The sequence below is a fragment of the Azoarcus sp. PA01 genome, from assembly GCA_001274695.2.
Taxonomy (GTDB): domain Bacteria; phylum Pseudomonadota; class Gammaproteobacteria; order Burkholderiales; family Rhodocyclaceae; genus Aromatoleum.
In genome coordinates this window covers 142,946-167,379 of record LARU01000005.1, presented here as the reverse complement: position 1 = coordinate 167,379, position 24,434 = coordinate 142,946, and the positions used below count along the sequence as shown (strand labels likewise).

23 protein-coding genes and 9 pseudogenes are annotated in these 24,434 nt (G+C 63.6%); 9 read left to right on the top strand and 23 right to left on the bottom strand.

Annotation, left to right across the window (positions count from 1 at the left end):
* Positions 1–78 precede the first annotated feature (78 nt).
* A complete protein-coding gene (locus PA01_20080) occupies positions 79–1,443 on the bottom strand; it encodes a DUF1329 domain-containing protein (GenBank protein ID KAI5911914.1) in 1,365 nt (454 codons plus the stop codon).
* 29 nt (positions 1,444–1,472) lie between these two features.
* A complete protein-coding gene (locus PA01_20075; GenBank protein KAI5911913.1) occupies positions 1,473–3,071 on the bottom strand; it encodes a DUF1302 domain-containing protein in 1,599 nt (532 codons plus the stop codon).
* Positions 3,072–3,855: 784 nt separating this feature from the next.
* Between PA01_20075 and PA01_20070 the strand changes: the two genes are divergently transcribed.
* Entirely contained in the window at positions 3,856–4,164 is a 309-nt protein-coding gene (locus tag PA01_20070) for a hypothetical protein (GenBank protein ID KAI5911912.1), read from the top strand.
* 38 nt (positions 4,165–4,202) lie between these two features.
* Here the strand turns inward: PA01_20070 and PA01_20065 are convergent.
* Positions 4,203–4,502 (bottom strand): annotated as a pseudogene (locus PA01_20065) (transposase).
* Positions 4,503–4,585: 83 nt separating this feature from the next.
* Between PA01_20065 and PA01_20060 the strand changes: the two are divergent.
* Positions 4,586–5,116 (top strand): annotated as a pseudogene (locus tag PA01_20060) (transposase).
* A 94-nt stretch (positions 5,117–5,210) separates the two neighbouring features.
* Here the strand turns inward: PA01_20060 and istB are convergent.
* Both istB and istA read right to left on the bottom strand, forming a co-directional pair.
* Positions 5,211–5,999: an IS21-like element helper ATPase IstB gene (istB, locus tag PA01_20055; protein ID KAI5911911.1), complete on the bottom strand. Its 789-nt coding sequence runs from the start codon at positions 5,997–5,999 to the stop codon at positions 5,211–5,213.
* Positions 6,000–6,037: 38 nt separating this feature from the next.
* Positions 6,038–7,564, bottom strand: coding sequence for an IS21 family transposase (gene istA / locus PA01_20050; protein ID KAI5911910.1), 1,527 nt, complete (start codon positions 7,562–7,564; stop codon positions 6,038–6,040).
* Between the two features lie 226 nt (positions 7,565–7,790).
* Here istA and PA01_20045 point away from each other — a divergent pair.
* Positions 7,791–8,684: pseudogene (locus tag PA01_20045) on the top strand (transposase).
* A 116-nt stretch (positions 8,685–8,800) separates the two neighbouring features.
* On the opposite strand, the pseudogene PA01_20040 reads toward PA01_20045, so the two are convergent.
* The 3 genes and pseudogenes from PA01_20040 to PA01_20030 form a co-directional block, all read right to left on the bottom strand.
* Positions 8,801–9,756: pseudogene (locus PA01_20040) on the bottom strand (IS256 family transposase).
* 93 nt (positions 9,757–9,849) lie between these two features.
* The gene (locus tag PA01_20035; protein KAI5912072.1) at positions 9,850–10,032 is read right to left on the bottom strand and encodes a hypothetical protein; all 183 of its coding nucleotides are present in this window, start codon (positions 10,030–10,032) and stop codon (positions 9,850–9,852) included.
* Complete coding sequence (locus tag PA01_20030; GenBank protein KAI5911909.1) at positions 10,019–10,222, bottom strand: hypothetical protein; 204 nt, start codon at positions 10,220–10,222, stop codon at positions 10,019–10,021. The genes PA01_20035 and PA01_20030 overlap by 14 nt, the downstream gene beginning before the upstream one ends.
* Positions 10,223–10,537: 315 nt before the next feature.
* On the opposite strand from PA01_20030, the pseudogene PA01_20025 reads away from it, so the two are divergent.
* Positions 10,538–10,732 (top strand): annotated as a pseudogene (locus PA01_20025) (transposase domain-containing protein).
* 30 nt (positions 10,733–10,762) lie between these two features.
* Here the strand turns inward: PA01_20025 and PA01_20020 are convergent.
* Positions 10,763–11,277, bottom strand: a pseudogene (locus tag PA01_20020) (transposase).
* Here PA01_20020 and PA01_20015 point away from each other — a divergent pair.
* Positions 11,248–11,550: pseudogene (locus tag PA01_20015) on the top strand (hypothetical protein). The pseudogenes PA01_20020 and PA01_20015 sit on opposite strands and share 30 nt — an antisense overlap.
* Here PA01_20015 and PA01_20010 read toward each other — a convergent pair.
* From PA01_20010 to PA01_19985, 6 genes and pseudogenes are all read right to left on the bottom strand, one after another.
* Positions 11,490–12,793 (bottom strand): annotated as a pseudogene (locus tag PA01_20010) (IS4 family transposase). The pseudogenes PA01_20015 and PA01_20010 sit on opposite strands and share 61 nt — an antisense overlap.
* Before the next feature lie 209 nt (positions 12,794–13,002).
* Positions 13,003–14,397: a Fic family protein gene (locus PA01_20005; GenBank protein ID KAI5911908.1), complete on the bottom strand. Its 1,395-nt coding sequence runs from the start codon at positions 14,395–14,397 to the stop codon at positions 13,003–13,005.
* 112 nt (positions 14,398–14,509) lie between these two features.
* The gene (locus tag PA01_20000) at positions 14,510–14,842 is read right to left on the bottom strand and encodes a hypothetical protein (protein KAI5911907.1); all 333 of its coding nucleotides are present in this window, start codon (positions 14,840–14,842) and stop codon (positions 14,510–14,512) included.
* A gap of 387 nt (positions 14,843–15,229) precedes the next feature.
* Positions 15,230–15,442 carry a DUF4224 domain-containing protein gene (locus PA01_19995; GenBank protein KAI5911906.1) on the bottom strand — a complete coding sequence of 71 codons (213 nt, stop codon included), beginning with the start codon at positions 15,440–15,442 and terminating at the stop codon, positions 15,230–15,232.
* Position 15,443: 1 nt separating this feature from the next.
* Positions 15,444–15,611: a hypothetical protein gene (locus PA01_19990; GenBank protein KAI5911905.1), complete on the bottom strand. Its 168-nt coding sequence runs from the start codon at positions 15,609–15,611 to the stop codon at positions 15,444–15,446.
* Between the two features lie 73 nt (positions 15,612–15,684).
* Positions 15,685–16,062 carry a hypothetical protein gene (locus PA01_19985; GenBank protein KAI5911904.1) on the bottom strand — a complete coding sequence of 126 codons (378 nt, stop codon included), beginning with the start codon at positions 16,060–16,062 and terminating at the stop codon, positions 15,685–15,687.
* 798 nt (positions 16,063–16,860) lie between these two features.
* Between PA01_19985 and PA01_19980 the strand changes: the two genes are divergently transcribed.
* On the top strand, positions 16,861–18,444 hold the full coding sequence (locus PA01_19980; GenBank protein ID KAI5911903.1) for a nitroreductase family protein: 1,584 nt from the start codon (positions 16,861–16,863) through the stop codon (positions 18,442–18,444).
* 12 nt (positions 18,445–18,456) lie between these two features.
* Positions 18,457–19,224 (top strand): hypothetical protein, encoded by a 768-nt coding sequence (locus PA01_19975; protein KAI5911902.1) that lies wholly within the window; start codon positions 18,457–18,459, stop codon positions 19,222–19,224.
* On the opposite strand, the gene PA01_19970 is transcribed toward PA01_19975, so the two are convergent.
* Together PA01_19970 and PA01_19965 are read right to left on the bottom strand one after the other, a co-directional pair.
* Positions 19,221–19,565 (bottom strand): hypothetical protein, encoded by a 345-nt coding sequence (locus PA01_19970; protein KAI5911901.1) that lies wholly within the window; start codon positions 19,563–19,565, stop codon positions 19,221–19,223. The two genes, PA01_19975 and PA01_19970, sit on opposite strands and share 4 nt — an antisense overlap.
* 115 nt (positions 19,566–19,680) lie before the next feature.
* Positions 19,681–20,199, bottom strand: coding sequence for a response regulator transcription factor (locus tag PA01_19965; protein ID KAI5911900.1), 519 nt, complete (start codon positions 20,197–20,199; stop codon positions 19,681–19,683).
* A 144-nt stretch (positions 20,200–20,343) separates the two neighbouring features.
* On the opposite strand from PA01_19965, the pseudogene PA01_19960 reads away from it, so the two are divergent.
* Positions 20,344–20,445 (top strand): annotated as a pseudogene (locus PA01_19960) (hypothetical protein).
* 216 nt (positions 20,446–20,661) lie between these two features.
* Here the strand turns inward: PA01_19960 and PA01_19955 are convergent.
* The 6 genes from PA01_19955 to PA01_19930 form a co-directional block, all read right to left on the bottom strand.
* Entirely contained in the window at positions 20,662–21,657 is a 996-nt protein-coding gene (locus PA01_19955) for a tyrosine-type recombinase/integrase (GenBank protein KAI5911899.1), read from the bottom strand.
* Positions 21,654–21,845, bottom strand: a complete 192-nt coding sequence (locus PA01_19950) for a hypothetical protein (GenBank protein KAI5911898.1) — start codon at positions 21,843–21,845, stop codon at positions 21,654–21,656. Before PA01_19950 ends, PA01_19955 begins: the two co-directional genes overlap by 4 nt.
* On the bottom strand, positions 21,845–22,132 hold the full coding sequence (locus tag PA01_19945) for a ribbon-helix-helix domain-containing protein (GenBank protein KAI5911897.1): 288 nt from the start codon (positions 22,130–22,132) through the stop codon (positions 21,845–21,847). Before PA01_19945 ends, PA01_19950 begins: the two co-directional genes overlap by 1 nt.
* Positions 22,133–22,253: 121 nt before the next feature.
* On the bottom strand, positions 22,254–22,496 hold the full coding sequence (locus PA01_19940; protein ID KAI5912069.1) for a type II toxin-antitoxin system RelE/ParE family toxin: 243 nt from the start codon (positions 22,494–22,496) through the stop codon (positions 22,254–22,256).
* Between the two features lie 21 nt (positions 22,497–22,517).
* Positions 22,518–22,769, bottom strand: coding sequence for a type II toxin-antitoxin system ParD family antitoxin (locus PA01_19935; GenBank protein KAI5911896.1), 252 nt, complete (start codon positions 22,767–22,769; stop codon positions 22,518–22,520).
* Between the two features lie 292 nt (positions 22,770–23,061).
* The gene (locus tag PA01_19930; protein ID KAI5911895.1) at positions 23,062–23,424 is read right to left on the bottom strand and encodes an HNH endonuclease family protein; all 363 of its coding nucleotides are present in this window, start codon (positions 23,422–23,424) and stop codon (positions 23,062–23,064) included.
* Between the two features lie 130 nt (positions 23,425–23,554).
* Here PA01_19930 and PA01_19925 point away from each other — a divergent pair, with 130 nt between their 5' ends.
* Positions 23,555–24,430 (top strand): site-specific integrase, encoded by an 876-nt coding sequence (locus PA01_19925; GenBank protein ID KAI5911894.1) that lies wholly within the window; start codon positions 23,555–23,557, stop codon positions 24,428–24,430.
* Positions 24,431–24,434 lie beyond the last annotated feature (4 nt).

Below are 24,434 nucleotides of genomic sequence, written 5' to 3'. Positions count from 1 at the left end.
ACGGAAAAATTCGTGTGAAAGGCCTGCCCACCCCAGGCGGGCAGGCCTTGCCGCGGCTACCAGCCGCCACGGACCAGATCAGCGCGCCGCGTCGGCGGCGACCGCGTCCCCGGTAAAGAAGGTTTCGGGCTTGCGCGGCACGACTCGATACGATTCGTCGTTCAGGCCTTGCACCGTGCTCATCGTGCCCGCTTGCAGGTTGAAGACCGTCACCTGCTTGGCGAGCAACGCCGGAACGGCCGGCACGAAGAAGTTCGGCACCTGGGACGTGCGCCATAGCTTGCCTTTGGAGTCGTAGCCGTCCATCAATGCCAGCAGCGACGTATCTTCGTCGAAGTAGTACTTGCGCTTGGGCACCGCATGGCGCTTGCCCGACACCACCGTCGCTTCGACTTCCCACACCCGATGCAGCTCCCAGCGCACCTTGGCCGGATTCAGGTGGAACTTGTCGAACGCTTCGGAGACCTTGGCGGTGACCAGTTCGTTGTTGTTGTAAGGAATGTACATCTCCCGCTTGCCGACGAGCTTCCACTCGTAGCGGTCGGGGTGGCCGAAGAAGCCTTGCACCTCGTCGAAGTAGTTCGCGCCCGAGGCGACGAAGTCCGGCGTGTCGTAGGCGACCGTCGGTGCGCGCCGCACGCGGCGCTGGCCGACGAGGTACTGCCAGGCCTGACGCGGAGTCTGGGGGTCGATCTTGTCTCGAATCACCAGCGATTCGCCTACCTTGAAGGACGGCGCGGTCGTGCTGAAGCGCTGCATGAAATACTCGCCGTTTCCGTTCTTCGTCCACGTCTCCCACGAGCCATCCTTGTAGTTGTAGGGATGCTGGAAGAAGTTGTCATTGCGCGTCGCCAGCGTGTGATTTCCATCGGCCGACCCGACAATGTTCTTGAAGCCGAACTCGATCGATTCGGCTTCAACGCGCAACAGGTAGTTCCACACCACTTCGACGCCGGCCTGCGGAATGGGGAACGGGAGGCCGCCAAAGCAGTTTTCAATGGAGGCGCCGCCCGCGATCGTCTTGCAGTTTGTCGCGTTCCTGAAAGTGTTGTCGGCGATGTGCGTGGGCACGGTCGCGGTGCGGTGCGTCGGATAAATGTCGACACGGAACGTATCCGGGTATTTCTTCAGCAGCGCCTGCGTGCCTTCGGAGAGCTTGTCGGCGTGCTGCGCCATGTTCGCCGCGGTGATCTGCACCAGCGGCTTTTCATTCGGGAAAAGATTCACCGGAATGTCGCCCACCTTGGCGCCGGCCACCGGCTGGGTCTGGCCGCCCGTCCACGCCGGAATCGTGCCGTCCTTGTTGCCCGCTTTATCGCCGCCGAGCGGCGTCAGCGAGCTCTTGAGTTTCGCCGCGTCCTCGGCGCTGACGGCCGCCGCGGCCGTGTGCACACCCGAGACCAGCGCCAGCAGCGATGCGCACAGCAAAGTTTTTTTGAACATGTCCCGTCTCCTCGTTTATTTATGATGAATCAGAACGTGCGCTGCACCGTCAGCGACACGAAATCGCGGTCGCCGTGGAAGTTGTCATAGGACAACTCGCCCGCGGGATTGACGATCGAGCCCGAATCGCCGATGTAGTGGGTGTAGTTCAGGCCGGCCTGCCAGGTCTTGCGGTAATCGGCCTTGACGCCGACGCTGACGTTGCCGCCGTTTTCGGACGGGAACAGCACACCATTGACGGATGAACGCCCGGTCAGGCCGTAGCTCACCCCGATCGGCACCTGCAGGTCGAGCCCGGGCGCGACCTGGAAATATTCCGGCGTGAACACGAACTGGAGCGCGCTCGCCTCGCGCGTGGCATTCGGATCGAGCGCCGCGCGGTTGTCGGTGACGTTCAATACCCGGTTGTAGGCGAACTCGCCGACGAAAGAAGCCCCTTCCCACAGCGCATTGGCCGCCAGCACGCTGATCGCCGACAGGCTCACGTGCATCGTCCGGCCTTTCGGGAAAGTCGCGTCGTCGTCGTTGTCCGCGCCGCCCAGCCCGACGATGACGTTGCCGGTGCCCACTAGCGGTTGGTTCTCGCGAAACGACAGTTCGCCCGAGACGTTCGTCTCGCCCAGCAGCGTTGCGAAGCTCGCGCCCACCGTGCGGATGTTCTCCGCATAGACAAGAGCATAGTCGCCATCGACGCCGTGGGCCGGATCGGCATTGACCCCGGGCCGGATGTAGAACTGCGGCAGCTTGTCGTGGAACTGCGCAGCGTACAGCCCGTACTCGGTGTCGCCGGCGCGGAACTTGACTTGTACCCCGCCCTGGCCCGAGTCCTGCGCGTCCATGTCCTGCGCGCGGCGCAAGGTGCCGTTCGGGCCGAACGGGCCGTACAGGAATTCTCCGCCGGCGCCGGCAAAGTCGGCGAACGAGAAGTAGCTCCCGGCCCCCGGCAGGCGCGACTCGCGCCATTCGTACTGGTAGTAGGCGCCGATCGACAAGTCGGCGCTCAGCTGCAGCTGCGCCGACACCTGCCCCACCGGGCGCGCGACTTCCTTGAACTGGGAGTTCGGCACCGACAGCGCGCGCGCCAGATCGAGCGGCGTTTGCGCGCCGGCGATGCCGTTTGCGCCAAAGAACAGCGTCTCGCCGTAGAGCTGGGTGAAACGCCCCGCCTTGAGGTTCAGCCCCTTGCCGTCGATCTCGGTGCGGCCATACACGAAGGCATCGAGAAACTCCGCCTTGCGGCCATGCAGCTTTTCGGTCGCTGTCGTAAATTCATCGAAATCTGCGGAGCGCTGGTTGAGCGACCAGGCGTGGCGTTGGCTGCGGTCGTGGTCTTCGTTGTAAACCTGGTCGTACCAAGCGGCGCCACTGACGCGAATCCCCACGTTGTTCTTGTAGCGCAGATCGAATTCGGACAACAGGTCGACTCGGTTCGAGATCAGACCGCGGTTGAAGTTGCGGTCGCCGTCATTGGTGTTGATCCGGGCGCCTGCATCCGAAGCAGGGCCGCTGCTTTCCTGTTTCTCGACCCTCCAGCTCGCATTGTATTTGATGGTGTTGTCCCAGCGCATCGACAGGTCCGGGTTGCCCGTATCGAGGGTGATGCCGAAAGCTGCGCCTGAAATCACCATGCCAGAGCAAACGGCGACAATAGTCTTACCGCTTGGCGAAACCGGCGGCGTAAAACCGGAGTTAAAACAAGACTGCTTGTCGTTCATGTCTTCCTCCTTAAGGAAATATAACTACCGCCTTTTTTGCCTATACCCCATTAGGGATGGAGGCTTGTTGCAGAAGCGTTTCAAATGGCAGAGTTAGTGCGGCAATACATGTCCTTTTTTAGTAATTTTATGAATTGATAAAATGAACATGGCTTTAAGTAGCTGAAACTTGGCAATTGGAATTCGGCTGCTTGCGGGACTATTTCCTGACGTCGAATGTCCATCGTGAGGCACGAGGTGGCTATCTCTGCTGCACAAGAAAAGCATGGATCATGCCAATCTTTTTTTTAATCCATGGATGTTGCAACGCAGAAGATCGGCATCCCTTTAAAATTGCCTTTTAATGTGAATTCAGACCCATACTTTGCGCAGTGCGGAAGAAAAGCGGTTTTCAGCTGATTGAGAAATTTGTGAAAACACTGTGCGGTGGGGCTGGTGAACTTCATACTTTTCGTGCTTCGACCCCAAGCTTTTGTCTTTCCAGTTTCAGCAACGAGCCGACGAACCCGACTGCTGAATTTCGATGTAAGCGCTCCACGAACCTTTCTATTGCCCATATGATTCATTCGCTTATAGTGCGTTGTTAAAGCGTTGCCTAAGCTTTGTGTCACTGCCGGATGTAAGTTGATACGGGGGCAGCGGTATTGACGTCCATTCGAGTGCTCAGTTGGAAGTGGGGTCGTGGGCAGAGGACGAGGTGGCGACTTCCGAGTTCAAGGACGAGCGGCTGGGTAAGCGGTTTCGAACTCTGCTCCAGCAACTGACCGAGGGCGCAGGCAAGAGTATTTCGTTTGCCTGTCAGGACTGGGCCAACACGAAGGCGGCGTACCGTTTCTTCTCGACTCCACGGGTCAGCGAAGAAGCGATCCTGTCAGGACCTTTTCATTCGACCCGCGAACGCGCTTCCCTCGTCGACGACCATGTTCTGGTCTTGCACGACACGACGGAGATTTCGTTCAAGCACAACGACGGCACAATCGGTCTGCTCGGGCAGGTCGGGAGCTAAAGTCAGTTCTGGTGTATGAACCCATCCGGCCTGGCTGATCAGGCGGCGAGCCGCTGCTGTTCCTGCTCTTGCTCCTTCACGGGTTCGCCGTCCTTGAAGACGACGCTGCCCATCAGTTCGGCAATGCGCTTAAAGCCGCGAATCCCCCGCCAAGATTTCTCGGCTTCGTGCACGAGCTTGAAGGCCAGGCCCAGGAAGCTCGCGCGCGACACGCAGTTCTTCGTGCGGGTGGTGCGGTGACGCACGGTGGCGAAGGTCGACTCGATCGGGTTGGTCGTGCGCAGGTGAATCCAGTGCTCGGCCGGGAAGTCGTAGAAGGCGAGCAGCGCGTCGCGATCGGCGACGAGCTTGTCGGCCGAGGCTGTGTAAAAACGCCTCTTATGGCATGATATTGGCATTGTTGTCAGGGTGATCGGGTGCCATGAAACGATTCATCGAAGGACAGTGCCGGACACAGAGCGCATTACTACCCGAGAGTCTGGATGACTTTGTCGCCGAGACAAATCCGGTACGGGTGATCGACGTCTTCGTCGATGAGCTTGATCTGCGCAAGCTGGGCTTCGCTGGCGTCGATCCAGCGGCCACCGGACGCCCCGCCTACCATCCGGCCGCGCTCCTCAAACTCTACATCTACGGCTACCTGAACCGGATCCAGTCGAGTCGGCGCCTGGAGCGCGAAGCTCAGCGCAACCTGGAGTTGATGTGGCTCATCGGACGCCTGACGCCCGACTTCAAGACCATCGCCAACTTCCGCAAGGACAATCCGAAGGGCATCCGTGGCGTCTGTCGCCAGTTCGTCGTGCTGTGCCGCGAACTGGGACTGTTCGCCGAAGCGGTGGTCGCGATCGACGGCAGCAAATTCAAGGCAGTCAATAACCGCGATCGCAACTTCACCAGCGCCAAGCTGCAACGGCGCATGGAAGAGATCGAATCGAGCATCGAGCGCTACCTGGTCGAGATGGTGTCACTGACCGGCACAATGGAGCCACCGATGATCGGCATATAGGAGCCAGCAGGAACGGGCTCTGACGAACGTCTGCGGGGGTTCAAGATTGGCTGTTTTTCGGGGTGCCGGCAAGGGCCGTTTTGGCCTTGTTCGGACCCTGTCGCGGGGCGCGGTAGGAAGCCCCGTCGAGGGTCAGGCAGTAGGCATTGTGGCGCAGGCGATCGACGGTCGCGGACGCGAGGAGTCGGTTGCCGGGGAAGGCCTGGTCCCACTCGGTGAAGTCGAGATTGCTGGTGACGACGGTGGCCGCCTGCTCGTAACGCTCGGCGATCAGGTCGTGCAGATCTTCGTCGGCGGGCGAGCGCAGCGGTTTGAGGCCGAAGTCATCGATGATGAGGACCGGCACGCGCGCGAGCTGCATCAATTTCCGTTCGTACGCGCCGGTGGCCCGCGCCGCATTCAGGCTCGCGAGCAGCTGCGAGCAGGATGCGAACACGACATCAAACCCCTGGCGCACCGCGCAGTGGCCGAGCGCCTGCGCGAGATGGCTCTTGCCGGTGCCGCAGGGGCCGACGATGAGCACCGGGGCGCGCTCGTCGATGTAGCGCCCCGTGGCCAGATCATGCACCAGCGCGCGGTTGGTCGAGGGCAGCCGGTCGAACTCGAAGCCTTCGAGGGTCTTGGTCGCGCGAAACGCCGCGCGGCGCAGCCGCGTGGCGAACTTCTTCTGCTCGCGCCGCGCGACCTCGTCCTGGATCAGTAGCGCGAGAAATTCCGTGTAGGCGAGCTTCGCGTCAATGGCCTGGCGGTTGCGGGCCTCGAGCGAGTCGAGGATGCCGGAAAGGCGTAACTGCTTGAGCTGCGGCGCCAGTTCGGTGGCGGGATTCATGGTGAGAGACTCCTTGGGTGAGATGGGCGTGCGCCCGGTCAGTGAAGCGAGGGGGATTCGTCAGCGAAGAGCGCCGCGGTGGCACGAGCGAAGCGGGCGCGGTCGGCATAGGGTTCGGTGCTGACCGCGGTGAGCGGCTGCAGGTCGTGGCCGCCGGCGAGGATGGTCTTGACGGTGCGGTAATGCGGGCTGTCGTGGTCGAGCGCACGCGCGCAGGCGGCCTCCAGGCGCGCCGCGCCGTAGCGGCTCTTCAACTGCAGCACGCCTTGGGCGGCGCGTAGCCGCTCACTGATGCGGTCGGTGAGCAGCCGCCCGATGAGCCGGGCGCACGCCTCGCCGATCTCCGCGGCCTGCTGCAGACACCAGCTGCGGTCGTGCGCGAAGAAGCGCTGGGCGGCGGGCGGCAGATGGTCGGTGACGGTGCGCCGCTCGCCGGGACGACGGGCGCGGGCGTGGGTGGCGACCGGTTTGAAGTCCTGATAGACCGTGACGACGGTGTCGGTCGCCCGCAGCCACAGGCGTTTGCCGACCAGGGCGAACGGCACGGAGTACAGCGCGCGCTCGAAGCTGACGTGACAGTCGCGATGCACCGCCACCTGGTGCCAGGTGCCCAGATCCGGCGGCACCGCCGGCAGCGGCCGCAGCACGCTGCGCTCGACGGCGAAGCTCGCGAGCGGCTGCACCCGCGTCGTGCCGTGAATGCGCAGCCCCGCTTCCTGCAACACCCAATCGCGCGCCTGGGCGTTCAGATCGGCCAGATCGCGGAAGCTGCGCGTGGGCAGGAAGTTGCCCTTCACGTATTTGACGCCCGCCTCCACGATCCCCTTCTTCTGCGGATCCTGGGGCGGGCAGGCGTCGATCCGAAAGCCGTAGCCTTCGGCGCATTCGGCGTAGGCGCGCTGCACCTCGGGGTCGTGCGCGCACGCCTTGGTGATCGCGCACTTGGCGTTGTCGATGATGAGGCGAGCGGGCACCGCGCCGAACCACTCGAAGGCGCGCCGATGGCAGCCGAGCCAGGTGCGCACGCTCTGATCCCACACGAACTCGACGTACTGGTGCCGCGAGAAACACAGCGTCATCACGAAGGCCCACGTGCGGCGCAGCTCGCCCGTGGCCGGATCCACGAGCTGCGGGCCGGCGCCGAAATCGACCTGCGCCGCTTCGCCCGGCGCGAACGACAAGCGCACGGTCGCTTCCGGCGGGCGCTCGCGCTCGATCGCGGCAATGAGCCGGCGCACGCTGGAATAGTGCCCGGTGAAACCGTGCTCGCGTTTGAGGGTGGCGTGGATCACCACGCCCGACACGCCCTGCGCCAACCACTGCTCGATGAGCGGCCGGTAGGCGCCAATCGACGACTGCGCGGTCACCGGCAGGCGCGGCCGGCCGATCGCCGCGGCGATCTCGGCGTCCTCCGGCACCGGCTGCGCCGGATCGAGCCAGCCGCGGGCGGCGGCCAACTCCCGGAAACGGGCCGCCTTCGCCCGTCCCATCAGTTTCGCGCGCGCGATCTCGCGCTCGGAGTCGCCCTGACGCATGCGCATCAGGGCCTGGCGGTACTCGTACATCTCGATGCTCCTGCGGGCCACCGGCTCCCTCCTGCCAAACCAAAACCCGGCAGGGTAGCGATGGACCGCTCAAGGTCGAGACGTCCGTCAGAACAACGCTGGCTCCATTACGCCGATCCGGCGCTGGCGCCTATGTGCCGATCCGTGACTGGCTCCAATATGCCGATCACGCCCTGGCCTCAATGTGCCGATCATCAACTGGCTTCAATGTGCCGGTCGATGACAGATGGACAGCGCTGACCGGCAAGAGCCGGCTGTGGCCCAGGCGAAGAAGGAGCGACTGCAGGACAAGATTACGACGCTGAAGGCGCGAATGAAGGAACTCGAAGCGATCGGCGTGCAGCTCGAGAACGCGCCCGACAAGCAGGTTTCCCTCACGGATCCCGACGCCCGCTCGATGAAGACGCGGGGCACGGGCATCGTCGGCTACAACGTGCAGACGGCCGTCGAGACCAAGAACCACCTGATCGTCGCCCACGAGGTAACCAACGACGGGCTGGACCGAGATCAACTGAGCAAGATGGGCAAGCAGGCCCGCAAGGCGATGCGAGTGGAGTACCTCACGGCAATCGCCGATCGGGGCTATTTCAAGAGCGAGGAAATCCTCGCCTGCCACAAAGCCGGCGTCGTGCCGCTCGTTCCGAAAAGCACGACTTCCAACGCGAAAGCCGAGGGGCGGTTCGACCGGGCAGACTTCGTGTACGACCGTGACAACGACGAGTACGTCTGTCCAGCCGGCGAGCGCCTGATCTGGCGCTTTGCGCGAGTCGAGGCGAGGCTGACGATGAATCGCTACTGGAGCTCATCCTGCCCGCGATGTGCCCTCAAGCACCAATGCACCCCGAGTGACTATCGGCGTGTGAGCCGCTGGGTGCATGAGGAAGAGCTGGAGGTCATGCAGGCGCGGCTCGATAAAGCGCCGGACAGTATGCGTATCCGACGTCGGACGGTCGAACACCCCTTCGGCACCCTCAAGGCGTGGATGGGCGCGACCCACTTTCTGACCAAGGGCCTCGAACGCGTCCGAACGGAGATGAGTTTGCACGTTCTGGCGTACAACCTGAAGCGAGTAATGAATCTGATGGGAAACGAGGCACTGATGGCAGCGATGCGGGCCTGAAGCAGGTCTATTACGTCCTCAATAACGCCGCCTCGCCGCCAGCGAATGACTTGAATTGCCAAGAGTCCTGCCGACGCGGACGCCGGGCAGCGCAGGTTGAACCGTTTTTACACAGCCTCGGCCGCCTTCGGGTACTTCGCCTGGTAGCTCTCGACGAAGCGATCGAAGGCGGTTACAGCCCCCGCGCGCGCGTCGGTGCCATCCAGATCTCGTGAAGCTGCGCCTTCGCCCTGGCGAGCAGGCTCTTGGGCAGGGCGTTGAGCACGTTGGCGGTCTTGTGCACCCAGCAGCGCTGCCGGCGGGTTTCGGGGTAGAACTCGTCGAGCGCGGCCCAGAAGCCCAGCGCCCCGTCGCCTACTGCCAGGCGCGGACCGACTTCGAGGCCGCGAGCCTTCAGGTCGCGCAGCAACTCGAGCCAGGATGCCTTCGATTCGCGCAACCCGTCGCCGATCGTGACCAGCTCCTTCGTGCCATCGCGCCTCACGCCGATGACGACCAACAGGCACTGGCGGGCATCGTCCTCGCCGCGCAGGCTGGTGTGGACGCCATCGACCCACCAGTAGACGTAACGGCGCCCGGACAGGTCCTGCTTCATCCAGCCGGCGTACTCGGTGGCCCACTCGGCCTTCAGGCGGCTGACCACATTGGGCGACAGTCCGCGGGCCTCATCGCCGAGCAGCACGGTGAGCGCCTCGCGCATGTCACCCGTCGAAATGCCCTTCAGGTACAGCCAGGGCAGCGCCGCCGACACCCGCGCCGAGCGGCGAACATACGGCGGCACCAAGGCGGAATTGAACTTCACCCCGCCGCCCGAGCGGTCACGCACCTTGGGCACCCGCACCTCGACGTTGCCGACCGTCGTGAGCGCCTCGCGTGCCGGCAGGTAGCCATTTCTGACCACCGCTCGGCTACCGCCCAGCATCCGCACGTTCTCGTACTCGGCCAACAACTGCTGCACCTCCACTTCAATCGCCTTCTGGATCAGATCCCGCGCGCCGCGCCGGATCAGCTCCTCCAGCGACACCCCCACTTGCGATTGCGTGACCTTCTGCTCACTCGTATCCTTCTTCAAGGCGCGCCTCCGTGGTTGCTGAAAATTTGGTCTCGACAACTCAATTCTCAGCAGAGGCACGCCGCCTCATCAAGCCCTTCTATCAGGATCTGGTCATACACCAGTCTTGACTATATCTCTGTCGCGGAATCCACGACGCTTTGCTTCTTCCACCAGTTCGTATTGGCGGCGCTGGCTTTCCAGATTCATCTGGACCTGAGTCTGGGTCGACTGCCGAACATAGACTACCGCCTTGCGATTGAGCAAAAGCGCTGGCAAACGATCAATGTTCGTCATCGTCATGCTCCTTCGCTGTGACGACGCCGGCGGCCTGCATCAGCAGGCTCGCAAGATGTGTAATTGCCCTTGTCCGCTGGGCCGAGCTCATCCCCTGAAGTTCGACGGGGTCGAACGTCATGTTCATTTGTCGCGGCACCGACCACGGCGACTGCAGGTCTGCTGGAACGACGTTGGGCAGCTTGTCCATTGCGTTTCTCCCGGACGGTGTTGGAATCGTCCGGCGAGTTTCCTCGCAAACGTCGATCGACAAGCAGTTGATGCAGATCGCACAACGCCGCCACAGTGACCCTCGGCTCACCCAGTTTCATGGCTGAACACGCGGCAGGATCGAGCATCCATGCTGCGATCACTTTGACTACGCCAGGGTCGGATTCAACGTGAACTACGTGGCCTCGGCCACGCTGCTCGATGTCGCGAACCTTGACGCGGCGCCCATACAACGGATGCCATCGATAATGGACTTCAGTTTCCTGCCCGATATGGGCAGAATGAACGGGAACTGGCGCTCGGGCGCAAGAACTGGCTCTTCGCCGGTTCCCTTCCTGCCGCCGCGATCATGAGCCTCATCCACTCCGCGCGCCTCAATGGCCACGAACCCTTCGCCTATCTGAAGGACGTCCTCGCTCGCCTGCCCAGCCAGCCTCACAGCCGCATTGCCGAGTTGCTGCCTCATCGTTGGCAGCCGTCGAACTGCTGAACAGCCGCGTCAAGACGGGTTCGCCGGAGCCTTACAAACCAGGTTCTTTCCTGCTTGCCAACCTTCACGGTTGAGCATCACCTGGATTCGTCGGTAGCCGTAGCGGACTCGCGTCGCTGCAAGCTCCTTCATGCGCTGGCGCAACGCTGTTCGGGGATTGAGCACGCTTTGGTACTTCTGCACCGAGCGATGCTGCCTGGTCAGTCGACAGGCCCGGCGCTCGCTGTAGCCGTGGTGGCTCATGACATAGGCCACCACGGTCCTCTTCAGCGCGGGCCGGGAAACTTTTTTGACAAGACCTCCTGCAAGACTGCCTTGTCGAGGCTCAGCTCCGCGACTAGCTTCTTGAGCCGGCTGTTCTCATCCTGCAGCTGTTTCAATTCGCGAACCTGATCGGATTGCAGGCCGCTGTAGAGCTTCTTCCAGCGGTAGAACGTCTGCTCGGAGACGCCGACCTGGCGAACCACGTCGGCGACCGGCATGCCCAATTCTGCCTGCTTCAAGATGGCGACGATCTGCTCAACCGAAAACCGCTTCTTCTTCATGACAAACTCCCTCCTTCTGAGGAAAAGTTTGCGGAAAAACTAACGTTCCGGCTGGTCCGGATTTCGCCGGGCACATGAGGGGTCTCGGAGATGTGAATCCATTATGGGCCAGGCTAACCCGTGTATTTCACGCAGCGCGGCCTGGAAGTGGTGATCCTGCTGGCGGGCGGCGACAAGTTCACCCCGGCATGGGGCATTCCGTTACACACAATTCATTCATCATGCTGGTCACGCGCGTACTTGAGCCCCGCCGCGAAATCCATGACGCGCTGAAGACCGATCCAGATCGTCTTCACGCCGGGCTCGCCGTCGCCCTTGCGCCCGAGAAAGCCGCCGAGCCTGGCCACCCGGCGCACCATCTCGTTGAGCGCAGGCGGTTTGTTGGGAGGAGGCTGCTTGTTCAGGATGAAGGCCGCCTGCCATTCGTCACGCTCGAAGAGCAATTCGGCCTCGAGCTCGGGACAGGTTCGCCCGAGCCGCATCAGCCGGGCAATACGCCAGGCCACCACCATGAACAGCGCCAGCGCGCGCTCCAGGCGCGGCACCGTCGCCAGTTGCAGCGCCTCGACCTTGCAGCCGTTCTTGAGCACGTGGAAGAACAGTTCGATCTCCCAGCGCGCCCGGTACCAGTCGATGAGTTCGCTTGCCGCCTCGAAGCTGGCCGCCTCGCGGTTGGTGAGCAGCCGCCACTCGACCGGCTTCACGCCGGCCGGTGCACCCATCTCACGGGCGATCACGCACGTTGCCTCGAGCTGATCGCGGGGCCCGGCCTTGAGCTTGACGCGCGAAGACCAGACTTGCTGCCGCACCTGCCGCACCTGCCGCGCCTTTTGCCCCTTGCGCGAAGGGATCGTGAAGCTGATCTCCCCCAACGGTTCTGCGCCCAGCACGCGGGGCCAGAGCATGTCGCCGCCGGGCAGCGCGCGGTTGTGCTGCGAGCGCAGCAGCCAGTCGGCCGGCAACCCAGCTCGCGCGCCCGCGCCATCAGCGCGACGATATCGGCTTCCCGATCCGCGACATACACCAGGCGGGTGGCGGGCAACGCTGCCGCGCGTTCGGCGATCCGCTCGTAGCCTTCGATCCAGCGCCCGCTCTCGGTGAGGCCGCTGCGCGTGCCATCGTCGGCCTTCGGTTCGCGCGCCCACATCCACGCATCGAGCACGCCCAAGGGCTCACGTGCCGGCGACACGGCGTAGGTCGGGTGCAGGTACATCCCGCGCTGCGCTTCAAACGACAGCGGTCCCAGCCCCTCGATCGCTTGGCCGTTGAAGTCGAGTTCGGTCGTGTCCTGGAGGCACAGCACCACCGCATGTGCCGCCATGCGTTCATCGGTGCCCGCCAAGTGCGGCGCCAGGATGTCGGCCCAGCCGATGTCGTCGTCCGACAACAGCCGGTACGCGGCCTGCGTCTCCGCCCAGCCGCCACAGGCGGCCGGGATGCTCGCCGTCGGCCGCGCCGCCAGCCGCTCGGCCACCAGCACCGTGCGCCGGTTCAGGCGCTGGTCGCCCAGGTCGATGGTTTCAAATTCGTCGGCAGCCCAGCTCATGGATGGTGTCGTCAGATCGGAAAGGTCAGGAGCTTACGCAATGACGTTCGCGTTGTGTGTAATGGAATGGGCATGGGGGGCGCGGCACCGAAGCGGGAAGCCGGGTTGACCGCTGCCGCGCCGCTCCTGCATCGCTGCCTGGCGACAGGCCTGAAACCCTGCGTGAGATTTGTGTGGCTTCACGAAGCGCCATGCTGCTCTAGCCACGCCGAAAATTCCAGGGGCCTCAACCCGAAGCGAATCGCGTTGCCGGGGTGAATCGTGTTGAACTCGGCCAACGTCAGGGCGACGAAACGCGGCCGGTCGTCTTTGCCCACCGTGGCCGGCATGACCGCGCGGATCGCCGCTTCGTCAGCGCGCTGCCCGCCGCGCACGATGGCGGCGACGGTTTCGGCAAGTTCGTTGCGGTAGCGCAGGCGGAAGGTGTCGGGCGGGACGAGCTGCTGCTGCACGGCGACGTATTGCTGGCAGGAGCGTTCGTAAGCCCAGACGAAGACGTCGCGCAGCAGGGCGACGTCGTTGAGTTCATACACGCCGAGCATCGCATCGACATAGGCCTGCTGCGGCACGTCGATGAAGGACAGCGGGCAGAGGTTGTGCCGGATCAGCGGGATGTTGGCGGCCAGCCGCGAGACGCGCTTGTTCACATCTTCGAAAGGTTGCAGGTAGGGCAGATGCACCATCAGGAAGAAGGCCTGCTCGAAGGGATCGTCGATCTCGGCGGCGATGCGCAGCACGATGCCGAACAACTCCTCCAGCCGCTGAGGCAGGGCGATCGGCAAATAGACGCTGCCGCCGATTTCGACCGAGCGCGCACGCAGGCGGCCGCACGTGAGCGGATCGGGCATCAGACCGTCGGACAGGAAGGCGTGCAGGGCGATGACGGTTTCCGCTGAGAGGCCGGCGCGTTCGACGTCGCGGATCAGGTATTCGATGGCCGCCTTGTGGTTCAGGATCATCTGGGTTTCCAGTGCATCCTTGCCTTCGGCGGCCTCGCCGAATTCGATCAGGCGCTCGGTATCGAGCCGGCTGTAGGTGTTGCCTTCGAGGCGCGAGGAAGCCCAGGAGAGGTCGATGAGCAGGCGGTTGAGAATGTCCCGCGCGAAGGTGCCCGCGGTCGCTTGCTCGGCGGGCGAGCGCCCCATGCTGTGCAGTTGGGCGCGTAAGTCGGCAGGCAGATAGGCTGTCCGGTTGGGGTGGTATTGCTCCAGAAAGCCAATCTGGTAGCCGACGGGTTTGCGTTGCTGGCGCGGCTGGCGAACGTAGGCCTTGATTGCTGTCCCCTCGGTGGACAGAGGTACGTACGTTTCACCTGTTCCGGAGGCCTGAAGGTTAGGCAATTCGACGTCCGATGAACCGACGGTTTCCGGGAATCGATACTTGAGGGCGCGCCCCTCGCCTTCGGTTCGCACACGTTGTTGCGCAACCAGGCTGGCCAGACGGCGTTGCAGGGTGCGGCGCGGCAAGGCCGGGCCGATCTCCTTGAGCAGCCCGTCGATGCCGATTCCGCCCGGATGCCGGGCGATCAGCTCGAGGATGGGTTGGAGCTCCTCGTCGAGGATTTTTTTTGGCATGAAATCGCTTTTATGTGGCGCGGTAGACAGTATCGCGCCATTTTATGTGGCGCGCAAATAAGCAGTCGTGCCACTTGATGGCCGCTTTCGCGCCAAGTAACGCTTCTGGCCCTTACGACTGCCAGATTGTCGGCCGCGGTCTGGCGCGTGGACTGGTAGTCGTCACGGCCAACGAAGCGGAGTTCTGCCGGGTCGGTGTGTTGTGTATCGAGAATTGGCGAAGATAAAGGGTGATCGCATCGCGGCGCAGCGCGAGCAGATCGCCGCGGCGCTGGCCGGTGAGGCGAGCCAGATCCATCAGCGCGGCCACGATCGGAGAGGCGATCCGCTTGACCGCTTCGAACTCGGCGTCGGTGACGTAGCGCGTGCGAGGGGTTTCCTTGAACGGCTTCACCTCGCGCACCGGGTTGTCCTTGCAGTGCCCCCACATGATCGCGTGGCGCATGATGTCCTGCAGCAGGGACCGTTCGTGGTTGGCGCGGACTTTCCGACGTCTTCGCGCGCGTCTGCATGAAGTCCCACACGTCCGCTGGGGTGATCTCGGCCGGCTTCATGAGGCCGAACACCTTCGTCAGCGTCGCCGCTTCCAGCCTGTTGCCGGCCTGCGTGCTCGGGGCCTTCTCGGGGACCACTTCGCGCAGGTAGCGGCCGATGACGCTCGACATCATCTCGGCCGGGGCGTCGGTGTTCTCCAGTACGGCCCATTTCGTCCGGGCGACGGGGAGGCTTCGCCCGAGGTTGATCCATCGGGCTTTTCCCGCGTACCAGTACGAGCGCCCCTTGAGGTACATGCGGGGCGGCAGGTGCAGGCCATGTTTTCGCTGACGTCCCATCATCGCAGGATAGCTTCGAGATTCGGGCCTTGCCTGCGCCGGACAGGTTCGGTCGAGCCGCCCATGCGCTTCTCGACAACCGAGCGCAGCACTTTCGGGTATCCCGCGGCGTTTTCCTCGTAGGGCCAGCCACGATCCGTGAGCCAGCGCTTTTGCGCCGAGGGCATCTGGTAGCCGGTGAGGTCGCGCAGTTCGTCTTCATTCAGGAACATTTCATGCCTCCTTCGGCGGCGGCAACAGCGCCACCGCGATCGCGTGTTCCGGCCGGGTCTTTTCGTTCGGCAGCAGGATCTGCGTAAGGCGCGCGCCTGCGAGCGAAAGCTCGCCGGTCTCGCTTCCCGGGAAACTCGCCGGCGCACACTGCGGCCATGGTGAAGTCATTGGCGCCTCGCATGGGGCCACAGGCCGGGCATCGCATGCGCGGCGTCCTAAAAGCCAGGGAACGCTTGCTGCGTCATGACGCGCCCTCGGGAACAGGGGACGCGCTCGGACTCCGCTGCGGCCGAAGCTCGTAATAGCGATCGAGGAAAAGGTGCTTCGCCACGAGCGGAGGCAGCGGCTGGATCTTCAGCGGCAGCGGCCCGACCCCCTCGAGGGGCGCCACCGCGGGGTCGTGCGCTTGGCCGAGATCGCGGCGTTCGGTCGCGCGCAGCACGAAATCGGCCTGCTCGACCGCCGGGGGCAGGCCGCTCGGTAGGCCGAGCCGCGCGAGGATGTAGGGGGCCGCATCACCGTCGGTCTCGAAGCATTGCGGCAGCAGCTGCTCGAGTGCCGTCCGCGCGTCCGCGAGCAGCGCGGCGAGCGCATCGTCGGGCGGCACGATCATGCTCACGAGATAGTCGTGCTGCGCGATCGAATAGAAGAACGTCGTCTGCTAGGCGAAGCAGCAGGTGCTGGCCAGCATGTGCGCGATGTCCTCGATTCGCACGATCGGGTCGCTCGATCCGAGGCACTCGGAGTACGGGCCGCAGCGGGGCGAGTGCTCGAAGCGGGCAGCCGCCCGGCGCCTTTCCGCTAATGCGGCGAAATCCTGTTTCATATCCTGCCCGGGTTGCCTTTTTCGACACTTCGGGAGCCCTTCGACGAAGGGCGCTTTCTGCAGCGGAGGCTACAGAAATCGTCTTTGCGGTTTTCCACCGTTTTGCACGTTTCGGCAAAAACGTGCGTCATGCGACCTGTCAGCCCCTGAAACAGGGACGGCCTTCGGCCCGGGGTTTCGTCATAGGGGTTTGCCTGTCAGCGCCTTCGCACCGGTCCGGAAAACCGGTGCTTCGTCGAAACCGGAGCCGCCGACGAAAGTCGGCGGTCTTCTTCAGGGAGGCTGCGAGGCGCCAGCGTGCAACTGACAGCCCGGCTCATCGCTCGCGACACGGTTTCGTCACGCGGTTCGCGGCGCGCCACGGGTCCAGAGCGACTCGCGGCGGTTCGACCGATCCTTCCTCATTGGGCCCAATCAGGAAGTGCATGAAGACGGAAGTCCGCGGCTGGCGGGGGCTGCACGGCTCGACGCCTGACTCGCGCCGCTGTCGGGAAGGCCGATATTTCGGCGGGGTGCGACTTCGCTCGTGCAGCTCGCGAGGGCGGGGGCGATAATGGAAAATACTGCGATCGCCACCCATGGGCCGGTGCCATGACCGTTCGTGCCTATCATGAAAATAGCAAGCATCGACCCGAGCGCTATGCGCTGGGACCGGGCCGGCTCGACTGGGCGAATCAGCCCGATCCGTGGCGCAGTTATGCCGGCGCGCCGCGTGTTGTGCTGCCGCTGGCGGCCGATGCTTGCGAGACGCGCTACAACGACTTGCGCCGTGGCCGTCTGCCGGTGGCGGCGCCGCTCGATCGCGCGCACATCGGTTTGCTGTTCGAGTTGTCGCTGGCGCTGTCCGCGTGGAAGGAATTCGGCGGCACGCGCTGGGCGCTACGCTGCAATCCTTCGAGTGGCAATCTGCATCCGACCGAGGCCTATTTGATTGTGCCGGCGCTGCCTGACGTCGCGGCAGGGGTGTATCACTATTCGAGTCGTGAGCATGTGCTGGAACAGCGCGCGGGCGCAACGAACGAATGGGATGCGGCGTTCCGCGGCCGGGCGCTGCTCGTCGCGCTCAGCTCGATCCACTGGCGCGAGGCATGGAAGTACGGCATGCGCGCGTATCGCTACTGTCAGCACGACTGCGGACACGCGATCGCAGCCGTTTCGCTCGCTGCGGCGGCGCTCGGATGGAGGGCGAGGGTGCTCGATGAGGTCGGCGACGATGACGTCGCGCGCCTCGCCGGACTGGATCGCGAAGCCGACTTCGGCACCGCCGAGCGTGAAGTGCCGGACGTGCTGATGCTGATCGGCGACGCGCAGGCAGTGGTCGATGTCGACTTGCTCGGCGTCCTCAGCGCGCGCTGCGCGTGGCAGGGCCAGGCCAGCAGGCTCAGCACGGGTCATGTGCACTGGCACGAGATCGACGACGTTCAGGCCGCCGTGCACAAGCCGCGAACCGCACCGGAGGCGGTGGCGGATCTGCCGACGTTTCCGGCGCCGTCCGAGCCGACCCTCGACTTGTGCGTCGCAGCCCTGGTCCGGCAGCGCCGCAGCGCGCTCGCGTTCGACGGTGTCTCCGGCATGACTGCCGAAGCTTTCTTCGCGCTGCTCGATGCGGTATTGCCGCGACAGGGCGTGCCGCCGTGGAGCGCGTGCGCGTCGCGCCCGCAGGTCCACCTGGCGCTGCTCGTACATCGGGTCACCGGACTCGACGCGGGGCTTTACATCTTGCTGCGCGACGCGGCGGTGCTCGACGAACTGCGGGCAGCGCTCCGCGATGACTGGTTGTGGCACAAGGTCGGGCCGACTCATCTGCCGCTATACCTGCTGATCCCTTACGACCTTCGCGCTTCGGCGCAGCTCGTCTGCTGCCATCAGGAAATTGCCGCCGATTCGTGCTTCGCGCTCGGCATGCTGGGGCGCTTCGGTCTCGCCCAACGCGAGCCCTGGCGCTACCCGGCGCTGTTTCGCGAGTGCGGCATGATCGGCCAGGCGTTGTACCTCGAAGCGGAAGCGGCTGCGCTGCGCGGCACCGGCATCGGCTGCTATTTCGACGATTCGATGCACGAATTGCTCGGTCTAGCGGGGAGCGAATGGCAGAGCCTGTATCACTTCACCGTCGGCGTCCCAACCGAGGATGCGCGGCTGAGCTCGCTGCCGCCATACTCCGGGCGCCAGTTGTAGTGAATCCGTGATGTGACGCGTTCCTCGCGCATTGCCGAGTATGGGGCGCTCGCTTGGGTCTGCCTCCTGTTTGCAGGACTCGCGTTCGTCGCGCCGATTGCGCAGCCGCAGGACTACCACCGGTTCGCGGATTCGCGGGCGCTGTCGCTGGGACCGATCGCGCTGCCGCATGCGGCCGACGTGTTGACGAGCCTCGCATTCGTCGCGGCCGGGCTGGCGGGGCTCCCGCGCTGCTCCCGCTCGATGCCCGCGCAATATTTGCCGCTGACGGTTTTCTTCACGGGGCTCGTGCTCACCGGGATCGGGAGCGTCTGGTACCACCTTTCTCCAACCGACGCGTCTCTCGTCTGGGATCGGCTCGCAATGACGATCGCGTTTGCCGGGGCTGTAGGTTCCCTTGGTGCGGAAAGGCTGGGACCCGCGGCCGGCAGGCGCTGGTTCGTCGGGTGGCAGATGACAGGATTGGTCGCCGTTGTTCTGTGGAGGCTCTCGGGCGACTTGAGGCTTTACCTCGTTACCCAGTTCGGCGGCCTTGGCGTACTGCTGCTGTGGTTCCGCCTTCCCGTCGCCGCGGGAATGGTTCGGCTGCCGTGGGGTTGGCTATTGTTCGCGTACGGGGTCGCGAAAGCCTTCGAGCTCCTTGACCGCTTGCTCTGGACGCTGACAGACGGCTTGTTTTCGGGGCATCCGGTCAAGCATTTGATCGCCGCGCTCGGTATTCTGCCGATGCTCCGTGTCCTATCGGAACGACGAGCGGGAGCGCGTGAACGGCGCAGCTAGCGGCTCCCGGCGACCTTCACGAAGGCGACCGACGCCTCGAAGAGCTCCAAGTCCTTCTCGTAATCGGCTGCGTCTTCGCGGTTGATCTGGATCCATTCCCGCGTGCTGGCCAGGCCGCCGGGCTGGAACGCGGAGACGTTCGCCCGGGAAAACTGCGCCTCGGTCGCGACGGCGACGGGAAGGCGTAGGCCAACGCCGTTGGCGCTGACGCAGGCAAACATCTTGTCGCTGACGAAATAGGCGTCCAGGCCGCTGATTTTCCGGGCGCTGACGCCCGGGAGTTTGAGCAGCAGCGCGTCGAGCTGGGCCTTACGGCCGGGTTGAGTGGTTTCGGTCTTCACTGGGGCGCTTCGGTTGTGCGGTACAGTGCGATTGAATCACAAACGCCACGGTCGGTGCGCCTGACCCCGACGTGAAATGACCGCGGCCGCCTGGACGCAAGGCGGCATCAAGTTCTTAGATGAGGCCCAACTCCAAGGCCCGCGCTACGGCCTGCGTACGACTGCGGATCCCGAGCTTTCCGTAGATTCGGCGCAAATGGGTTTCGACGGTGTTTTCGGTCACGAACAGCTTGCGCGCGAGTTCCTTGTTGGAGTGCCCTTCGGCGAGGCGGCGGAGGATCTGACCTTCCTTGGGGCTCAGGCGCATGGCCTCGTCCTGCAGCGGCCACTTGGGGGCGACCGGTTCGGTCCTGGTCGCGGCGGCGCGCAGATTTTGAAGATAGCCGGGCGAGACAGCGCATTTCCGGTCGGCGAGCGCTTGCAGCAAGTCGTGGAGATGCCAGGGTTCGTCCGCAAAGACCCGCAACATTCCGCCGGGCTGGGCCTGTAACAGGGCCCGCTCCAGCGTTTCAAGGGGAGGCTGCCGAAATGCGCGGGATCGATCGTATGGCGGCCAGCGTCCATGCCACGGTCCATATCGACAGTGCGCGCGATTCACCTGTTCGTGGATGTGCTCGACGATCGCGAGGATCATGCCGGTTTTGTAGGCGCGGTATTCGGGGATGGAAAGTTACCCCCATTTTTTGTGGATAAGTGCTGGGGTTCCTGTGGATTATTGCTCCCGCCAGCCGGTTTGGTCTGCCGCGTTCTTTCCGCCAAGGCGGTCTGCGCAACGAACGTGAGGACCTTGCTGCGCTATTTCGTCACCGCGATCGCCGGAATCGTCCGCTGCTACCTGCCCTGGCTGTGGTTCAAGAAGGGCGGATCAGTCTGGCTGTTGTCGGCGCTGGCGAGCCTGGTGCGCCTAGTTTACTCCCGCTGGACGAGGCCGCCTCTGGTCACTTGTATGCCCGCAAAACGCTTAGAGAGCGGACCGAGCACCACCCGCAGTTCCGCATTACTTCGCTGGATTTGCTGAAAACTTCGGGCTATTCGATGTGCCATGTAGTGCTTTAGCATGTAAATAATTATGGCATAGGAGTTGCGCCGCGAAGATTTAGACCACGATCCGCTCGACCTCATCAAGGGTGAGCTGGTCATTGCGGCGGTCGTAGAGGCCGGTAGTGCGGGCGCTCTCGTGGTTGGCCATCTGTTGCGCGATCTCGAGCTTGCCGCCGTTGCGCAGGTATTCGGTGATGCCCGTGGCGCGGAAGGAGTGATTGCCGATGCGGGTGAGGATGCCGGCGTTGGCCGCGCGGCGACCGATCATCCGATAGGCGTCGGCTTGGGACATCGGGCGCTCCGAGAGTCTGCCGGTGTGGCCGATGGCGGTGCGGAAGAGGAAGGCCTTGCCCGCGCCGGCGAGCTGCGCGCCCTCAATATAGGCGTGCAGATACTCCTCGAGATTGTGATGACAGGGCATTTCGTGCTGCTTGCCGCCTTTCTCGTGCAGCCGCACCCAGCTGCGCCGGCCCTGCACATAGACATCCTCAACCCGCATCTTGAGCGCCGCGCCGATTCGGGCGAAGGTGTAGACCATCAGGCCGATGAGGGCGCGATCGCGCAGGCCCACGGCCGTGCTGACATCGATCGCGTCGAGCAGAGCGCGGGCCTCGTCTGCGGCGAGCACCGGCGTCTTGCCTTTCTTGACCGAGTGCTTCGGGCCGCGCACAGCGCTCGCCGGATTGATCGCGACGACCTGGCCGACCACCAGCCAGTCGAACAACATGCGGATGGCGGCCAGGTGCTGCTTGACCGAGGGGGCCGACAGGCGCGTCTGCAGCGTCTCGACATAGGCGGCGACATGCACCGGCTCAATGTCGCGCAGCACTGTGATCTGGGCTTCCTGCTCGCACCAGGCGGCGAACCCGACCACGGCCCACCCATAGGCGCGGCGCGTGTTGGGGTTACGGATGTTGGCGGTGAAGAACTCAATGAAGCGCCGGCTGGTCGACTCATTCGGACAGAACAGGGCGGGGAGGACCAATCCTCCTGCCGCTTGCCGCGCAGGCAGCTTCGCCGCTGCTGCCGGCTGGTCCAGACCTTCGCTCATGCGTCGAAGCCTCCTCTTTCTGCAAGGAGCACTCTCCCACGTTTGACGATCCTGTCTATGTCAAAGTCGGTGATCCGACCGGCCATCAGGGCCGTCATCCCCTGGCTGATATCCGCGCGGAGAGCTTTGGGTTCACCCGGCTCATGCTCCGCGTTTTTCTCTTCCGAACGTCTGCCGCCATTAGTCATCACGTGCCATTCCTTTCAGGGCCGTGAATTCGCGCACTGAAACGATCCACGCGCACGGCGGCGCAGGCCTCGCCTATGGCCGCCTGCAGCTCATCGGTGGGGATATCGGCGTTGCGCGCCTTGATGGCCTGCACGTTCTGATCAAACATCCGCCAGCGCACGGCGTCCTCGATGAAGCGGGAGATGTCGCCCTTGCGCATTCCCTGAGCCCCCAGAAAAGCGCGCAGTGCGAAATCGGTTTCCCTGGAAACCGTCACCGTCCACCTTGTCGTCGAATCGTTTGCCATGATCGAACCTGGATGTATGAACATCCACCATAAAACCTTTAGCGCCCCTACACTAGAAGAATCGGCCCGCCGGACGGGGCGGAAGAAACGGCCAGGCCGCAGGGGCTTCTCCCCGGATGATCTACAGATGACTGTCCGGGTCCATCCGGGCATGCAGCACCCGGATGATGCGAATCACCTCGCCCTCCACGGTGTAGAAGACGACATGATGATTGATGCCGAGTGAGCGATAGCCTTGCCTGACCTCATCCCGCATGCGACCGAGCCCGGGATGATCCTGCAACCGGGCGATGCCGGCTTCGAGCTCGTCCAGGTATCTGTCGGCGTGTTGCTCGCCCCATTCCTCGTAGGGGTAGCGCCAGATTCCGATCAGGTCCTGTCTGGCCTACGCATCCAGACCGGCTTGCCGCCGCGCGGCCCGTTTGATCTCCTGCAAATCGAGGGGCGAGTCCTCGCCGCTTTCCTCGCCCTCGATCAGGGCGCGGCGCAAGGCTTCCACCTTCTGCTCATGTTCTTCGAGCAGACGCAAGGATGCGCGGATGACTTCGCTTGCCGAACCGTAGCGGCCTTGGGCAATCTGGCTGGTAATGAAGCCTTCGAAATGCTCGCCGAGCGTCACGCTGGTGTTCTTTGCCATGGCGGGGCTCTCCTTTCCAATATTTATATATACCAAATATTGGTATCGTAGGCAAGGAACAGGTTGTGCGGTACTTTAGCCACAATGCGTCCGCGGCCTCGATGAACCTGCCATCTCGGCTGGCATCCTCGCCGCCCTTCTCGTCCCTTTATCCCTAGTTTCATGAATGATAACGTCCTTTATCAATCATAAACAGTCTAGAAAAAAAGCCGGCCGCAAGACCGGCTTCACTCCCTAGTCGTATTCCGACTTCGCTCGGTGCAGGTGCCGCCTGTCCGACCCAGTGCGAGGCTCAGACATGGCGAGGCCAGATTTTGAGCGCCCGGACGAGCAGGTCATCGGAACGCTTACAAATCGCGGCTTCATCCCATTGCGCTACGTCGTGCAGCAATCGGTTGATTGGCAGCAGCGAATATTTCAGTAGTTCAGGCCGCTTGACGGCCCACTCGCTATTCGACACGGACGAATTCAACGCTTGCGTCAAGATGGTGGTCCTCGCCGCTTGCAGAAGGCCAGGAAGGGCCGCTCCGGACTGCGCGGCGCGATCTGCTTCTTCGCCCGCCATTCCCGCCATTCGGCTTCGAGTCCGTGGATGTCCCATCCTTGCGCATTGCAGTAGCAGGATGAGACGGCTCATGGTCAGCAGCTCGGCCATGGACTAAACCGCTCGCGCGGTAGGGCGTGCTGAACCGCTTCGGACGGTCAGGACGTCGCGGGTGTGCATTGGCAGTGCTCTGCCATGTTGGAAATGAGGCGATCCGCCTCGTTTTCGACAGGAGCAAGCCATGGAAACCCAGAAGCCGAGCATCAGTCCGTTGCGCGAGCGCATGATCGAGGACATGCGGATGCGCAAGCTGGGCGATCGAACCCAGGAAGGGTACGTGCGCGCCGTGCGCTACTTCGCGAAGTATCTTGGGCGCTCGCCGGATACCGCGACCGTCGAGGATCTGCGGAACTACCAGCTGTACCTCGTTGATCACGGGACCTCGCCCACGTCGCTCAACGCGGCAATCTGCGGCTTGAAATTCTTCTTCACCGTCACGCTCGACCGTCCCGAGCTGATGGCCAAGATGCAGCCGGTGCATCTGCCGCGCAAGCTGCCGGTGATCCTGAGTCCGGACGAGGTGAAGCGCCTGATCGCTGCGACCGGCAACCTGAAACACCAAACCGCCCTGGCACTGGCCTATGCGACGGGCCTGCGCATCAGCGAAGTCGTGTCCTTGAAGGTCGCCGACATCGACAGCCAGCGCATGACGCTGCGGGTTGAACAAGGCAAGGGCCAGAAGGATCGCTATGCGATGCTTTCGCCGTTGCTGCTGCAACGGCTGCGCGTGTGGTGGCGAGTGGCCCATGCGCAGGGCAAGATGCTCGATGGCGGCTGGCTGTTCCCTGGTCAGGATCCGGTCCGACACCTCAGCGCCCGGCAACTCGACCGCGCCATCCACGCCGCCGCCGACGAAGCGGGCATCGACAAGCGGGTATCGATGCACTCGCTGCGCCATGCCTTTGCCACCCACCTGCTGGAGCAGAAGGTCGACATCCGCCTGATCCAGGTCCTGCTCGGGCACAAGAAGCTGGAAACCACCGCCCTGTATGCCCAGGTCGCCACCGACATCCTGCGCGAGGTCGTCAGCCCGTTGGAGAAGCTGAACTCCGCGTAGCGCG

Bases quoted from the DNA above. Each gene is read 5' to 3' on its own strand.
- istB (KAI5911911.1), bottom strand. From the start codon at position 5,999: ATGAATCCCGCCACCGAACTGGCGCCGCAGCTCAAGCAGTTACGCCTT.
- PA01_19935 (KAI5911896.1), bottom strand. From the start codon at position 22,769: ATGGCAAAGAACACCAGCGTGACGCTCGGCGAGCATTTCGAAGGCTTC.
- PA01_20035 (KAI5912072.1), bottom strand. From the start codon at position 10,032: ATGACGAACATTGATCGTTTGCCAGCGCTTTTGCTCAATCGCAAGGCG.
- PA01_20030 (KAI5911909.1), bottom strand. From the start codon at position 10,222: ATGGACAAGCTGCCCAACGTCGTTCCAGCAGACCTGCAGTCGCCGTGG.
- PA01_20005 (KAI5911908.1), bottom strand. From the start codon at position 14,397: ATGCCAAAAAAAATCCTCGACGAGGAGCTCCAACCCATCCTCGAGCTG.
- PA01_19930 (KAI5911895.1), bottom strand. From the start codon at position 23,424: ATGGCCGAGCTGCTGACCATGAGCCGTCTCATCCTGCTACTGCAATGC.
- PA01_19950 (KAI5911898.1), bottom strand. From the start codon at position 21,845: ATGACTAATGGCGGCAGACGTTCGGAAGAGAAAAACGCGGAGCATGAG.
- PA01_19925 (KAI5911894.1), top strand. From the start codon at position 23,555: ATGGAAACCCAGAAGCCGAGCATCAGTCCGTTGCGCGAGCGCATGATC.
- PA01_19995 (KAI5911906.1), bottom strand. From the start codon at position 15,442: ATGTTCCTGAATGAAGACGAACTGCGCGACCTCACCGGCTACCAGATG.
- PA01_19955 (KAI5911899.1), bottom strand. From the start codon at position 21,657: ATGAGCGAAGGTCTGGACCAGCCGGCAGCAGCGGCGAAGCTGCCTGCG.
- PA01_19945 (KAI5911897.1), bottom strand. From the start codon at position 22,132: ATGGCAAACGATTCGACGACAAGGTGGACGGTGACGGTTTCCAGGGAA.
- PA01_19980 (KAI5911903.1), top strand. From the start codon at position 16,861: ATGACCGTTCGTGCCTATCATGAAAATAGCAAGCATCGACCCGAGCGC.
- PA01_20080 (KAI5911914.1), bottom strand. From the start codon at position 1,443: ATGTTCAAAAAAACTTTGCTGTGCGCATCGCTGCTGGCGCTGGTCTCG.
- PA01_20075 (KAI5911913.1), bottom strand. From the start codon at position 3,071: ATGGTGATTTCAGGCGCAGCTTTCGGCATCACCCTCGATACGGGCAAC.
- istA (KAI5911910.1), bottom strand. From the start codon at position 7,564: ATGTACGAGTACCGCCAGGCCCTGATGCGCATGCGTCAGGGCGACTCC.
- PA01_19965 (KAI5911900.1), bottom strand. From the start codon at position 20,199: ATGATCCTCGCGATCGTCGAGCACATCCACGAACAGGTGAATCGCGCG.
- PA01_19990 (KAI5911905.1), bottom strand. From the start codon at position 15,611: ATGACTTCACCATGGCCGCAGTGTGCGCCGGCGAGTTTCCCGGGAAGC.
- PA01_20000 (KAI5911907.1), bottom strand. From the start codon at position 14,842: ATGCGCCACGCGATCATGTGGGGGCACTGCAAGGACAACCCGGTGCGC.